General features: G+C 32.8%; 14 protein-coding genes. 11 read left to right on the top strand and 3 right to left on the bottom strand.

Annotated elements, in window-relative coordinates:
- The first annotated feature begins 59 nt into the window (after positions 1–59).
- Positions 60–1,241 carry a M12 family metallopeptidase gene (locus GBO31_RS05355; protein ID WP_219007298.1) on the top strand — a complete coding sequence of 394 codons (1,182 nt, stop codon included), beginning with the start codon at positions 60–62 and terminating at the stop codon, positions 1,239–1,241.
- A 121-nt stretch (positions 1,242–1,362) separates the two neighbouring features.
- Here the strand turns inward: GBO31_RS05355 and asnB are convergent, their stop codons facing one another.
- The gene (gene asnB, locus GBO31_RS05350; protein WP_219007297.1) at positions 1,363–3,048 is read right to left on the bottom strand and encodes an asparagine synthase B; all 1,686 of its coding nucleotides are present in this window, start codon (positions 3,046–3,048) and stop codon (positions 1,363–1,365) included.
- A gap of 260 nt (positions 3,049–3,308) precedes the next feature.
- On the opposite strand from asnB, the gene GBO31_RS05345 reads away from it, so the two are divergent.
- Positions 3,309–3,842, top strand: a complete 534-nt coding sequence (locus tag GBO31_RS05345) for a DUF2911 domain-containing protein (RefSeq protein WP_219007296.1) — start codon at positions 3,309–3,311, stop codon at positions 3,840–3,842.
- A gap of 1,354 nt (positions 3,843–5,196) precedes the next feature.
- On the opposite strand, the gene GBO31_RS05340 is transcribed toward GBO31_RS05345, so the two are convergent.
- Both GBO31_RS05340 and GBO31_RS05335 read right to left on the bottom strand, forming a co-directional pair.
- Positions 5,197–5,826, bottom strand: a complete 630-nt coding sequence (locus tag GBO31_RS05340; protein WP_219007295.1) for a 7-carboxy-7-deazaguanine synthase QueE — start codon at positions 5,824–5,826, stop codon at positions 5,197–5,199.
- Positions 5,827–5,925: 99 nt separating this feature from the next.
- Positions 5,926–6,375: a RidA family protein gene (locus tag GBO31_RS05335; protein ID WP_219007294.1), complete on the bottom strand. Its 450-nt coding sequence runs from the start codon at positions 6,373–6,375 to the stop codon at positions 5,926–5,928.
- Between the two features lie 154 nt (positions 6,376–6,529).
- Between GBO31_RS05335 and GBO31_RS05330 the strand changes: the two genes are divergently transcribed.
- From GBO31_RS05330 to GBO31_RS05290, 9 genes are all read left to right on the top strand, one after another.
- Positions 6,530–8,065, top strand: coding sequence for a helicase HerA-like domain-containing protein (locus GBO31_RS05330; RefSeq protein WP_219007293.1), 1,536 nt, complete (start codon positions 6,530–6,532; stop codon positions 8,063–8,065).
- Between the two features lie 46 nt (positions 8,066–8,111).
- The gene (locus GBO31_RS05325) at positions 8,112–8,678 is read left to right on the top strand and encodes a hypothetical protein (protein WP_219007292.1); all 567 of its coding nucleotides are present in this window, start codon (positions 8,112–8,114) and stop codon (positions 8,676–8,678) included.
- 17 nt (positions 8,679–8,695) lie between these two features.
- The gene (locus GBO31_RS05320) at positions 8,696–9,067 is read left to right on the top strand and encodes a cupin domain-containing protein (protein ID WP_219007291.1); all 372 of its coding nucleotides are present in this window, start codon (positions 8,696–8,698) and stop codon (positions 9,065–9,067) included.
- The gene (locus GBO31_RS05315; RefSeq protein ID WP_219007290.1) at positions 9,064–9,903 is read left to right on the top strand and encodes an alpha/beta hydrolase; all 840 of its coding nucleotides are present in this window, start codon (positions 9,064–9,066) and stop codon (positions 9,901–9,903) included. The genes GBO31_RS05320 and GBO31_RS05315 overlap by 4 nt, the downstream gene beginning before the upstream one ends.
- An 83-nt stretch (positions 9,904–9,986) precedes the next feature.
- The gene (gene rluF, locus GBO31_RS05310) at positions 9,987–10,841 is read left to right on the top strand and encodes a 23S rRNA pseudouridine(2604) synthase RluF (RefSeq protein ID WP_219007289.1); all 855 of its coding nucleotides are present in this window, start codon (positions 9,987–9,989) and stop codon (positions 10,839–10,841) included.
- A gap of 85 nt (positions 10,842–10,926) precedes the next feature.
- On the top strand, positions 10,927–11,880 hold the full coding sequence (locus tag GBO31_RS05305; RefSeq protein WP_219007288.1) for a YybH family protein: 954 nt from the start codon (positions 10,927–10,929) through the stop codon (positions 11,878–11,880).
- Positions 11,881–11,915: 35 nt separating this feature from the next.
- Positions 11,916–12,341 (top strand): VOC family protein, encoded by a 426-nt coding sequence (locus GBO31_RS05300; RefSeq protein ID WP_219007287.1) that lies wholly within the window; start codon positions 11,916–11,918, stop codon positions 12,339–12,341.
- A 132-nt stretch (positions 12,342–12,473) separates the two neighbouring features.
- A complete protein-coding gene (locus GBO31_RS05295) occupies positions 12,474–13,406 on the top strand; it encodes a sterol desaturase family protein (protein WP_219007286.1) in 933 nt (310 codons plus the stop codon).
- A 39-nt stretch (positions 13,407–13,445) separates the two neighbouring features.
- Positions 13,446–14,644, top strand: a 1,199-nt coding sequence (locus tag GBO31_RS05290; RefSeq protein ID WP_219007285.1) for an aldehyde dehydrogenase family protein, incomplete at its 3' end; no start/stop codon positions are given.

Genomic DNA, 14,644 nt, shown 5'->3' with positions numbered 1-14,644 from the left:
TGTATAGCAAAAATGCTACAAATAATTTTAAAGTAACTACACACTCAACATTTATCAAAATGAAAAAAAGAAATTTAATAAACTTAGGAAGAGCTGCTTTTATAGGTCTTGGGATCTTAGCGAGTTCTTGTACAAATGAAAATTTTGACGAAATCACCAGCAGTCAAGAAACTGAAATAGTAAAAAAATTCTTCAATGATGATATTGTTATTGTAGAAGATTTAGGAGATGGCACTTTTTTAGGTGGAGATATTATTTATGAATCCAGACAATTAACCAATCAAAAAGTTGGCTACGATGCTAATCCTAAGCCTAATGAAGATTTAGATGAAAAGCTAGGTTTTTACAGAGGTGTACAAAAATGGCCAAACAACACTATTATATATGTCTTAGACAACAGTCTTACCAACAACCAAATACAGGTAACCTTAAACTCAATGAACGAGTGGTCTACAAAAACTAATATCAGGTTTAAAGAACGTACCAACGAAAGCTACTATGTTACTATTAGAAATAATGGACAGTCTTGTAATTGTGGAAGCGCTAATTTGGGAGTAAATGGAAACAGAGGAAGAATAAACATAGGTACTGGAACTAGCGAAGTTGTAATGATCCATGAGATTGGCCATACTTTGGGGTACATTCATGAGCAAACACGTTCAGATCGAGATAATCATGTGAGAATTTTATTCGAAAACATACAAGATGGAGCAGAAAGTCAATTTAGAAAGAATGATAATTCTGTAAACCTAGGCGAATTTGATATTAAATCCACAATGATGTATGGCGCCTATACTTTTAGTAAGAATGGACAACCAACTATTGTGCAATTAGATGGCACAACACATCCAAGAAGACGACCAGAGCTATCAGCAGGAGATATAACCGGTACAAACCAGGCATACCCTTCTGGTGACGGAGATGGTGGAGACGGAGGTGATGGTGACGGCGATGGAAACGGAAATGATATTTGCGATGGTATAGATGAATGGTCTCCGAATATTAGATATAGTGTAGGAGATAGAGTTACTTACCAAGGTTTCCTATATGAAAGAGATTTTTACTCATGGAATCGATTAGGAGAATGTGGAACTTCTCAACCTGCAGATATTTGCGAAGGTATAGACCCTTATAGTAACAATATAAACTACTCTCCTGGTGATCAGGTTACCTATAATGGATACTTATATGAATTACAAAGTAACAGAAGATGGTCTAATCAGGGAAGATGCGGAAGCTAGGCTGAAATAAAAAACTTATAGAATTACAAAAACCCCAAGAAAGCTCTTGGGGTTTTCCATCTCAATTAACTCAACTTTCAGCGACTCAAGCTGAAACTCTTAAATTTCTTGATATTTTATTTTATTGTACTACCTCATCTAGTAGGTAGGCATCATCATGAACATTTGCTACAGCTCTTCCGCTTGGGTCATTCATATTCTTGAATGCTTCATCCCACTCTAATGCTATTTTTGTACTACAAGCTACAGAAGGTTCTTGTGGAACACTTAATGCCGCTGTATCACTTGGAAAATGTCCTTCAAAAATAGTTCTATAATAAAATTCTTCTTTGTTTTGAGGAGTTTGAATTGGGAATCTGAAATGTGCATTCGCCATTTGTTCATCGGTCACTTCTTTTTCAACTACTTCTTTTAAAGTATCTATCCAGCTATAGCCTACTCCATCAGAAAACTGTTCTTTTTGTCTCCAAGCTACACTTTCTGGTAAATACGATTCAAAAGCTTTACGGATCACCCACTTCTCCATTCTTTCTCCATTGATCATTTTATCTTGTGGATTAATCCTCATTGCTACATCCATAAATTCTTTATCTAAGAAAGGTACTCTTCCTTCGATACCCCAAGCTGCCAATGATTTATTTGCTCGTAAGCAATCATACATATGCAACTTACTTAACTTACGAACCGTTTCCTCATGAAATTCTTGAGCATTAGGTGCTTTATGAAAGTATAAATATCCGCCAAAAATCTCATCCGCACCTTCTCCTGAAAGTACCATCTTAACTCCCATAGATTTTATCACTCTAGCCATCAAATACATAGGTGTAGAGGCTCTAACTGTAGTAATATCATATGTTTCTAGATTATAAATTACATCTTTTATAGCATCTAAACCTTCTTGAATTGTAAACTTAATTTCGTGGTGTATTGTCCCTATATGATCTGCTACTTTTTGAGCTGCCGCAAGATCTGGTGAACCTTCTAGACCAACAGAAAAGGAWTGCAATTGTGGCCACCAAGCTTCTTTAGTATCACCTGACTCTACTCTTTTATCTGCATACTTTTTCGCAATTGCTGATGTAACTGAAGAGTCTAAACCTCCGGATAATAAAACCCCATAAGGAACATCTGACATTAGCTGTCTATGTACTGCAGCTTCTAACGCATCTCTTACCTCATCAATACTTGTCTGATTTTCTTTAACTGCTTCATAATCTGACCAATCTCTCACATACCATTTAGTTAGCTCTCCTGTTTTCCCTTCTAAATAATGACCTGGAGGAAATAATTCGATCTTTGTACATACACCTTCTAAAGCTTTTAATTCGGAAGCAACATAAAAAGTACCATTTTGGTCCCACCCCATATACAGAGGTATGATTCCCATATGATCACGTGCGATTAAATAAGTATCTTTTTCCGCATCGTATAATGCAAAAGCAAAAATCCCATTTAGATCATCTAAAAATTCAACCCCTTTTTCTTTATATAAAGCAAGAATAACTTCGCAATCTGATTCCGTTTGAAAATTATAAGTACCTTCAAATTCTTTACGAATTTCTCTATGATTATATATTTCCCCATTAGCAGCCAAAACTAGTTTCTTGTCTTCACTAAAAAGTGGTTGTTTTCCTGAAACTGGATCTACAATTGCCAATCTTTCATGAGCCAAAATAGCCTTCTGATCTGAATATATACCACTCCAATCAGGACCTCTATGACGTATCTTTTTAGACATTTCTAATAACTGCGGTCTTAAAACCTCTGCTTTTTCTTTCAATTCAAAAGCGCAAACTATTCCACACATATTTTCTTTTTCTATTAATTGAGAAGTCAAAGATGCAACAACAGTTACATTATTTAAACATAAAGATCTATTTAGGTTTCATTTTAAAACCCAAAAACAATGTTTTAATAAAAAAATGGAATTTTTTTGATCAAAAATCAGGTATAAAACTAACAAGTTGTTATTTTAACTCTTTTAACAGAACTTAATGAGAGGATTAACATTTCTTATGTATGTTCGCTTCTATCTTTACGACGATAAAGAAAATAAAATCACAAATTATGAAAAAATCACTCTTATTTGCTGTGATCCTATTTTTAGGAACAGTAACTAGTATCAACGCTCAGAAATTTGCAGGATTACAAAAAAGTCCTACTGATATTTCTTACGCAAAAACCGACAGAAATGCTAAACCAGACATTAAAGTGATCTATAGCCGTCCTCAGAAAAAAGGCAGAACTATGTTAGGAGAAAAAGTACCTTACGGTAAAGTATGGAGAACTGGAGCAGATGAAGCTACTGAAATTAAGCTTTTTAAGGATATGAAATTAGGAGATGGTGTTGTAAAAGCTGGTACGTATTCTTTATTTACGATTCCAGGTGAAAAAGAGTGGACGGTAATATTAAACTCCGATTTAGATGTTTGGGGAGCTTATTCTTATGATGACGGTAAAGATATAGCTAGAATAAAAGTTCCTGCTGGAAACGGAGATGAACTTGAAGCTTTTTCAATTGCTTTTAAAAAGGTGGATAAAGGATATCACATGGTTATGGGATGGGAAACTACTAGAGTGGAAGTTCCTTTCTATAACTAATTATCAATTTATTTAAGACATATTAAAATAAAAATGAGATTAATTACGTAATTAATCTCATTTTTATTCTTCCCTAATAATCTCTTATCTTCTAATATATAATTGATAAAGATTAAAAGCTGAAATCATCATCTGTGGATAGCGTGGCTTGACGCTCCTGGTAGTTCTTTTAGGAAGTCCATGACAACTCTAAAAGTTAATCTGAATTTAGTGTAAAATAGCCCCATAATATTTCCAATTTATTAGGATACAAGATAATACCTAAAAGGTTCTAAATCAACAATTTTAACAAAAAATGTAAGAACTTTTAGACATCTGGTAAGAAATCATCGCTTAAAAACATGATTTTCAAATTATACAAGTATTTTCTTCCTACTTGCCTTAAAGCTCTTCCCTCACTTTATTAAAGCTTTGTCCCAACACTTACATCAACATATAACTAGTATTACTTTACTAATCATAAAAGTGTGACCTTGTATTGTTTTTGATTATCTATGTATAGCATTACTACATGCCGCTGGTAATTCCTTTAAAAAAGTTCTTAATGCATTAACATCAATTGAAAATATATTGTAAAAATTTTTCATAATACTCTGATTTTTAATTTCTTGTGCAAATATAACCTCTAAAAGATCTTTGTGTAAAAGTTTTAACATTCTAAAATCAATGTTTTAGTTAAAATGTTAGTTATTGTCGTTATAATAACAAAAACAAAAAATATCAATCAAGAAATTGAAGTTTTTACTTACAACACTTGATGGAATTTAGGGGGCATAACCCCCTGATATATTACAACTTAACACGACTGATCCCACTAAAAATATTATTTCATAAAAAATTGAAGAGATATCTATAGACCCTATATAATGTGTTAGAATTCAAGCATTACTCAGTAAACATTAAAACTCAAAAAAAAAGATTACAAATGAATGTAATCTTTTACTTATGGTTAAAACGAAATATAATTTTCAATTATCTTCTCATTGCATAACGAGAAGCGCTTGGAAGGTCTCTCATAAAATCGATAACAATTTTAAAATCAAGCCCCAAAATAGAGTAAAATTTTGTCATAAAATATTGTTTTTAAATTACTTACCTAAAATTAATAACTACTTTTGGAATTATCAAAAAATAGATATGTTATCCAGAGCTTTTTAGTTAAAATAATACTTATATGGGTTAAAAAACAGTTACTAAAAGGACAATAAAAAGCAAATCGAAAGTTTTTTCTTACTTTTCATTTTGTTTTTTAACGGGTAAATTCCTACACAGATACGGATAAACCATAATTCATTAAAATTCAACCGTTTGATTCTTCTAAAAAACGTCAAAAACCGTAAAAAAGATATGTCAATTAAGGAATATTCAGGTACTTATGGGTTTGCAGGGATACTTTCCATTTTGGGTTTTTCATTACATAATCTACGATCATTGGAATCACCTTATCGCGAACGCTCCATTCAGGTTGTAAATACAACACACAATCCTCTGATACATGACTTGCCTGCTCTTCCGCAAAAGCAAAATCGCTTTTATTGTAAACGATACACTTCAGCTCATGAGCCTTTGAATATATCTCCTTTTTGGGAAGCTTTATTTTTTTGGGCGAAAGGCATATCCAATCCCAATTTCCAGAAAGTGGGTAAGCTCCTGAAGTTTCTATATGTGTTTTTGCTCCTTTATCTTTTAATCCTTTTGTTAGTAAAGTCATATCCCATGTTAGGGGTTCTCCTCCAGTAACTACAACTACGTCGCTATATTCAACAGCTTTATCTATAATTAAATCAGTAGCAGTTGGAGGATGCAAATCAGCATTCCAACTTTCCTTTACATCACACCAATGACAACCCACATCACAGCCTCCTATTCGAACAAAATACGCTGCGGTACCTTTGTGGTATCCTTCTCCTTGTATGGTATAAAATTCTTCCATTAAAGGAAGCATTTTACCCTCATTCACCAATTTCTCTACACTTTTTTGCATAAGGCTGCAAAGGTAGCTAATAAATTATGAAGATACCCCTCATCCTCGATCTTAATCTAGTATAGTTTTTTTATTGAATTTTTAATAAAAACTTTTCTTTTAATTAGACCTAGCTGCAATACACTCAATTTCAATTTTTGCTCCTACTGCTAATCCTTTGGCAGCAAAAGTTGTTCTTGCAGGTTTTTTAGGAAAATAAGTCTTGTATACTTCATTAAAAGCCTTAAAATCTTCAATATCGGAAAGAATAACAGTGCACTTCACCACGTTATCCATACTCAAATTATGATGTTCTAAAACATCTTTAATATTTTCTAAAGTTTGTTTAGTTTCCTCCTTAATACCACCGCTAACTAATTTTCGAGTGGTATGGTTCATTCCAACTTGACCAGAAAGGAAAAACAAATCTCCTACCTGTACAGCATCAGAAAATGGAGCATTGACTTTTTTAGGCTCATGAGTTGTATGAAATATAATCGAAGGGGTTGTATTAGAAGTACAACCACAAATAATACTCATCAAAATAATTATAATAGATATTCTTTTCATAGAAGCTTTCCATTTAGGTTTTAGTTATAAAGAAAACTATAATTTTCTTCACTTCTTCTTATTCATTTAAAAATTATAAATTTACCTAAACAAAATCACTTTCGTTTCGATAGAAAAAGTAAGATTCCTATTTTTATCAAAATTTACATCAACTATGAGTAGCAATCAAGCGTTCCTTGATCATATCAACAAAGGGTACACAACTAAAGGAGATTTTATCACTTTAGGATCAGCCATGCTTAATGGAGAAACTGTGACAAATGCTCACGTCAAAATTCCACTAAAGACATTAAACAGACACGGATTAATTGCTGGTGCAACTGGTACTGGAAAAACAAAAACGTTACAGGTATTAGCAGAAAACCTTAGTGAACAAGGTATTCCAGTACTTTTAATGGATATTAAAGGAGATCTAAGCGGTTTAGCTGCTGCAAGTCCTGGTCATCCCAAAATTGATGAACGTCATGAAAAAATAGGAATTCCATTCGAAGCCAAGGATTTTCCTGTAGAGATTCTTTCTTTATCGGAACAAGATGGTGTTAGGCTTCGAGCAACCGTAAGTGAATTTGGACCTGTTTTGTTTTCTCGAATTCTAGATGTGACCGAAACACAAGCGGGAATTATGGCTATCATTTTCAAATATTGTGATGATAACAAATTACCTCTTTTAGATTTAAAAGATCTTAAAAAAGTATTACAATATGCTACTGGAGAAGGAAAGAAGGAATTAGAAAAAGACTACGGTCGAATTTCTACGGCATCAACAGGATCAATTCTTCGTAAAATCGTTGCATTAGAACAACAAGGAGCGGACATTTTCTTTGGAGAAAGATCTTTTGAAGTTCAAGATTTATGTAGAGTTGATGAAAATGGAAGAGGATTTATAAATATTCTTCGATTAACCGATATACAGGATAGACCCAAGCTATTTTCTACATTCATGCTCAGTCTGCTAGCAGAAGTCTATAGTACTTTCCCTGAACAAGGTGATAGTGGAAGGCCGGAATTAATTATCTTTCTTGATGAAGCTCATTTAATCTTTAAACAGGCATCTAACGCCTTGATGGACCAAATTGAAAGCATTGTAAAACTTATAAGATCCAAAGGTGTTGGGCTTTATTTTGTCACACAGAATCCAACAGATGTTCCAGATGGAGTATTAGGCCAATTAGGACTAAAAGTACAACATGCTTTAAGGGCTTTTACGGCAAAAGATCGTAAAGCCATCAAACTTACAGCAGAGAATTACCCAATATCAGAGTTTTATGATACTAAAGAAGTACTTACTTCGTTAGGAATTGGAGAAGCTTTGGTATCTGCTTTAGATGAAAAAGGTCGTCCTACACCTCTTGCTGCAACTATGCTTAGAGCACCTATGAGTAGAATGGACATACTTTCTGAAAGTGAATTAGAAGAATTACTGGGTAAATCAAAACTTTCTAAAAAATACAATGAAGATATTGACAGAGAAAGTGCTTATGAAATTCTGAATGAAAAAATAGAAAAAGCCGAAGCAGAAGAAGCAAAAGCTGCCGCTAAAAAAGAGCGAGAAAAATTAAAACGAAGTTCCTCGAGCTCACGTTCTAAAAGTAGAAGAGCTAGTACCACTGAAAAAGCAGTTATCAAAGTATTAACAAGTGCAACTTTCATTCGTGGGGCACTTGGGGTACTTAATAAATTATTACGCTAAACACCACACATAAATCATTGTTTAATTTTGGGAATAACAAACCATCATGTTTAAAAAAATTCACTGTATAGTACTTATCAGCTTAAGTTTATTAAGTTGTCAAAAAGACAAAAAACAAGATCCTTTTGAGGTATCTTTTAATCGAATAGGAAAGTTAACAAATACTATTAAAGTTAGTCAATTAGATTCAATCTATGCAAATGATTCTATAGTAAGAAATTCCGGAAATGGTTCTATAGTAGATGTAGCCAAAACTATAGAAATATATGAAAAGGGAGGAACAAAACTGTTATCTCTTGAACCTAGAGAAGATAATAATCCAGCATCTTCTATAGAAAGTATTCAGATTATCGATTCGAGATTTAAAACGGTTTCAGGATTATCTATTAAAAGTGTTTTTAAAGATATTAAGGATAATTATAATATCACTAAAATTAATAATACATTAAGTTCTGCAGTTATCTTTATCGATAGTATACAAGCTTCTATAGCTATTGATAAAAAGGAACTACCTAATGAGCTAAAATTCGACACTTCTGCAAAAATTGAAGCATCACAAATACCTGATTCAGCACCGATCAAATATTTTATCATCAATTGGGAAGAAAAATAATTTCTGAATATTCATTTATGAGTAAAAAATATCAAATCCAGAAGTCTCCTTTTATAGTTCCTACAACGGATGGAAAATTAATTGAGGAACATTTCGGAAGAGCTACAGATGGGAATTCTCAAGTTAGTATTGCCCATATGATAGCGCCTCCAGGATGGAGCGAACCTTTTCAAACACCTGAATYTGATGAATACACTTATATTATTCGCGGTAAAAAACAGTTTACCATTGAAGGAGAAAAAATAGTATTAGAATCAGGACAATCTATAAAAATTGAAAAAAATACCAGAATACAATATGCAAATCCTTTTGATGAACCTTGTGAATATATAGCAATTTGTCTTCCTGCTTTTTCGATTGAATCTGTTCATAGAGAAGAAGAATTATGAAAAACTCACTTAAAAAGTATATTCCAATATTAATTGGAAAACGACTTTTACTACTCTTCTTTTTTAATAAAAAAAAAGCCTTACACAGAGCTTATATTTTATTTAGTACTCCACTTAAAGGAAAAATTTTACCTGATCAGGAATATTTTTTGGAAGAAGCAGAAGATGAAGTGGTTTCTTTTAATGGTCATTATCTACAGACATACAGATGGCCTAGTATGGGTGAAACTATTTTAATGGTTCATGGATGGGATAGTAATACGCACAGATGGAAAACGTTGATCGAAAAACTACATCAAAAAGACTATAATATTATTGCATTTGATGCACCTGCACATGGAAATTCTTCTGGAAAAACTTTAAATGTTCCATTATATGCGGATTGTCTTCAAAAAATTGTTGAATTGTATCGCCCTAATTATATTATTGGACATTCAATCGGTGGTATGACCACGATATTTCATCAACATAAGTATCCAAATCCAGAGTTACAAAAACTTGTTGTATTGGCTCCTCCAACAGAATTATCTGTTATTATGAATAGTTACCAAAATACATTAAAGCTATCTGATAAATTTATGCAGGCGCTAAGTAATTACTTTAAAGAAAAATTTGGTTTTTATTTTGAAGAATTCTCCGTGGCCGAGTTTGCAAAGAACTTAACACACGAGGGTTTACTTATTCATGACCGATTTGATGAAATTGCTCCTTATTCTGGTGCCGAAAAGATCCAAAAAAATTGGAATAACGTGGATTTTGTTGCAACAGAAGATTTTGGCCATTCTCTCTTTTTTGATGAAGTAGATGACATGATCATAGAGTTTTTAAAAAAGTAATAAAGTATCTACTCATAACCCTTATTAGTAGGTTTCTTAAAAAGTGGTATCAAGAAATAGTATATTTGCATTTTATGTGAAATATGTCAGATACGAATCTTACCAGACTTAATAAATATCTCAGTGAAGTTGGATATTGTTCAAGAAGAGAAGCAGACAAATTAATAGATCAGGGGCGTGTTACTATAAACAATAAGGTGCCTGAAATGGGCACAAAAGTAAGTCCAAATGATGAAGTACGTGTGGATGGGGAACTTATAACGAAATCAAAAGAAGATCATGTATATCTTGCATTTCACAAACCAGTAGGAATTGTCTGTACCACTGCTCAGAATGAAAAAGACAACATTATTGATTTTATCAATTACCCTAAACGAATTTTTCCTATTGGGAGATTAGATAAACCTAGCGAAGGCTTAATTTTATTAACTAGTGATGGCGATATTGTAAATAAAATTTTAAGAGCAAGAAACAATCATGAAAAAGAGTACATTGTTACCGTTAACAAGCTAATCAGTCCTCAATTTATAAAACGAATGAGCAATGGGATTCCTATTTTAGACACAGTGACACGCAAGTGTGAAGTGGAGCAGATTAGTAAGTATGATTTTAGGATTGTATTAACCCAAGGTTTAAATAGACAAATTCGAAGAATGTGTGAATATCTGGGATATGAAGTAACTAGATTAAAACGTATTCGAATAATGAATATTAATCTAGATACTCCCGTTGGAAAATGGAGATATCTCACCGCCGAAGAATTAAAAATCATCAATAAAGATGTTGGCGATTCTAGTAAAACTGAAGAAGCTTCTTTTGTAGAAGACAAACCTATCAAGAAAATATCCAATTCTTCTACACGTTTTAATTCCAAAAATAGTAATCCCAAGAATTCTTCTCGTCCGAAAAAAAGAAAAAGAAGTGATCGAAGACGATAAGTATAGCTGTTAATTAAATCCTAATTGGTTATCGCTTTTATATTTTACTGGGTAAATTACAAAACCAACCCAACCCAATAAAAGTATGAAATCGACAATACTAAGTTTTTGTATGCTTACTGCCATTACATCAATGGCACAAACCGAATATGAACCTTCTCAAGACTTTCCTTTCGGTAGATCAAATCCCGAAGCGCCAAAAGAGATAAAAGATTTCGAACCATTAATAGGTATTTGTGATTGTGATTCTCAAACTCGAAACCAAGATCAAAGCTGGGCAAAACCCAACAAAATGACTTGGGAATTTAAATACATAATGAATGGTATGGGTGTTCAGGATCAAACCCTTAAAGAAGATGGCAAACATTCCGGAAGTATTCGACAATTTATAGCAGATAGTAGCAGATGGTTTGTACATTATTATTCGAATACATCTCCTACCCCAGTTTTATCTACTTGGGAAGGAAATAAAAAAGATGATAAAATTGTTTTATATCGAGATCAAAAAGCACCTAATGGCATGGAAGGGTATTTCAGGTTGAGTTTCTATGATATTAGCGATAACGGTTTTAAATGGATTGGAGAATGGGTGGATAAAACCGAAAAAATTGTGTTTCCCACTTGGAAAATAGCATGTACTAAACGAAAAGAATCTCCAAAACTTTCTGATCGTGAACAAATTTTAGCAACAGCAAAATCTTTTTCTAATCTTTATTTAAAACAAGATTATGAAGGCATTACTCAAATTTATACAAAAGATGCAAAAATTTTTCCGGGCAACACTGCTATTATTTCAGGATATCAGGCTATAAAAAAAAGATGGACAAGCTCTTCTGGCTATACTCCTTTAACTCATAAAATTATTCCAGAAGAAATAGTAATCTTAGGTGATACTGCGCATGATTATGGCTATTATGAAGGTACTAACAAAAATGATGATGGCAAAATAGTGAGCTACAAAGGAAAATATGTAGTTGTTTGGAAAAAAATAAATGGCAATTGGAAAATGTATTTAGATATTTGGAATCGAGTAAAATAATATAAAACTTCACTAAAAACCGATCAAGCAAAATTATGAGCACACTACCCCCTTTTCACCTTGCTATTCCTGTTGATAACCTAGCAATAGCGCGTAACTTTTATAATGATGTATTAAATTTAAGTGAAGGTCGAAGCAGCGATCATTGGGTAGACTTTGACTTTTTTGGACATCAACTAGTAATTCATTATAAACAAAAATCGGAAAATGATACAGAACATCATAATAGCGTTGATGGTAAAGAGGTACCTGTTCCGCATTTTGGAATAATTTTGGAATGGGACACTTGGCATAATTTTGCAAAAATGCTTTCTGAAAAAAAAGTTAGTTTTGTCATTGAACCTTATATCAGATTTAAAGGTGAAGTAGGAGAACAAGCCACTATGTTTTTTTATGATCCATGTGGAAATGCTCTTGAGTTTAAATCTTTCAAGGATCCGTCACAAATCTTTATGAAGTAAAGGCAAATCCGAGGCTTTTCTAGTAAACAATCGTTAAAAACGTGTTTTTTTTATTGAAAAAGACTAGAATGTTAAAGTTATACTACAAATTCTTACTATATTCTGCCCTTTAAAGAATTGAACTGAAAAAGAATGGATTTTACCAACCCATTAGTCTATGGAGTACCTTGCTTCTTAGGATTAATATTAGTAGAACTTACATACAGTAAAACAAGTAAACACAAAGACCTTTATCAATGGAAAGATTTAGCCGCTAGTGTTTTTATGGGTGTAGGCTCAGCTATTTTAGGACCTCTCATCAAAACAATAACTATCATTTTATTTTTTAATTATGCCTATGAACTTTTTAATCCAGAAGTCAACGGTATAAGAACCAATATTATGGGGTGGGAATCTTTTGGATATAGTTGGCCAATATGGCTTTTATGTATGTTAGGAGATGATTTTTCCTATTATTGGTTTCATAGACAAAATCATATGGTACGTTTTTTTTGGGCCGCACATATTGTTCATCATTCTTCAGATAATTTTAACTTAGGAACAGCGGTTAGGAATGGATGGTTTACCTTACTATACAAGCCCTTATTCTATGTATGGTTACCAATTATTGGTTTCCCCGTTGAAATGGTTATTGTCTGTTTAGGAATTGAAGCCTTATGGCAATTCCAACTACATTGTGTTTTTATTCCTAAAATGGGATTTGTAGAGAAAATTCTTAACACTCATACGATGCATCAAGTGCATCACTCTAAAAATATAGAGTATATGGATAAAAATCACGGTGGAATTCTTAACATATTCGATAAAATTTTTGGCTCCTGGAAAGAACTTGATGAAAATATCCAAGTGCAATATGGAGTTACTCATGCTCCTAATTCATATAATCCATGGGTAATTCTTACACATGAATATAGAGACATTTGGAATGATACCAAAAAATCTAAAAACTGGTATCATAAATTCATGTATATTTTTGGCCCTCCTGGATGGAGTCATGACGGTAGTACGCTTACTGTAAAGCAAATGCAGAAAGAGCTAGAATTGAAAAAACAGATGCAAGCATAATCGTAATGTTTTTCTAGATATATTTTTATACTTTTAGCTATGAATTATCAGGAAATCATAGACCAGCAAAGAGCATTTTTTGAAACAAATGCTACCAAAGATATATCTTTTCGCATACAGAAGTTAAAGCTTCTTAAAAGTGTTTTACAACAGAACGAGGAATTATTGTATAATGCTATCTATGCTGACTTTAAAAAGTCGAAATACGAAACCTACACGACAGAGCTAGCTATTATGTATCATGAAATAGATCTAGCGCTTGTGAAAATCAAAAAATGGTCTAGAAAAAGAAAAGTTTCTACGGGACTGGCTAACCTTCCTGGAAAAAGCTACATCATCCCAGAACCTTTTGGAACCGTTTTAGTTATGGGTGCTTGGAATTATCCATATCAACTATCTATAGTTCCTGCTATTGCAGCCATTACAGCAGGTTGTACGGTAATCTTGAAACCCAGTGAAACACCTTCGAATTCTTCTTCAGTAATGGCCAAAGTTATCAATGAAAATTTTAGCGCCGACTTTTTTAAAGTTATTGAAGGAGGAGTTTCTGAAACTACAGAATTACTAAAGGTAAAGTTTGACAAAATATTTTTTACAGGTAGTATTCCAGTTGGTAAAATTATATATCAAGCTGCAGCAAAACATTTAACTCCGGTAACTCTAGAATTAGGTGGTAAAAGCCCTGCAATAATAACGAAAGGTGTCAATATAGACATGACTGCAAAACGTTTGGTCTGGGCAAAATTTTTGAATACAGGTCAAACCTGCATTGCGCCCGATTATGTAATGGTTGACCAAAGTATTCATGATGATCTTTTGATCGCAATAAAACGTCATATCGAAAGTGCTGAATATAAAATAGAGAATCAAAACTATACCCAAATTGTAAATCAAAAGAATTTCGAAAGGTTGCAAAACATGATCGAACCTGAAAAGGTTTATTTTGGTGGACAATGTGATTCAGAAAATCGCATAATAGCACCTACAGTAATGACAGGAGTTTCCTTTGATGACAAAGTAATGCAGGAAGAAATCTTCGGGCCAATTTTACCAATATTATCTTTTGATACTGTCGATAATGCCATTAAAGATGTAAAAACATTATCTAAACCTTTATCATGCTATGTCTTTACAAAAAGTAAAGCTATTAAAAATAAGATATTAAAAGAGATATCATTTGGTGGTGGCGCAGTTAATGATGCTGTAATGCATTTTATGGAACAAAACTTACCCTTTGG

The organism is Aquimarina litoralis, assembly GCF_019295435.1.
Taxonomy (GTDB): domain Bacteria; phylum Bacteroidota; class Bacteroidia; order Flavobacteriales; family Flavobacteriaceae; genus Aquimarina; species Aquimarina litoralis_A.
Note: the sequence above shows the minus strand (reverse complement) of the source record. Positions and strands in the feature narration are given on the sequence as shown.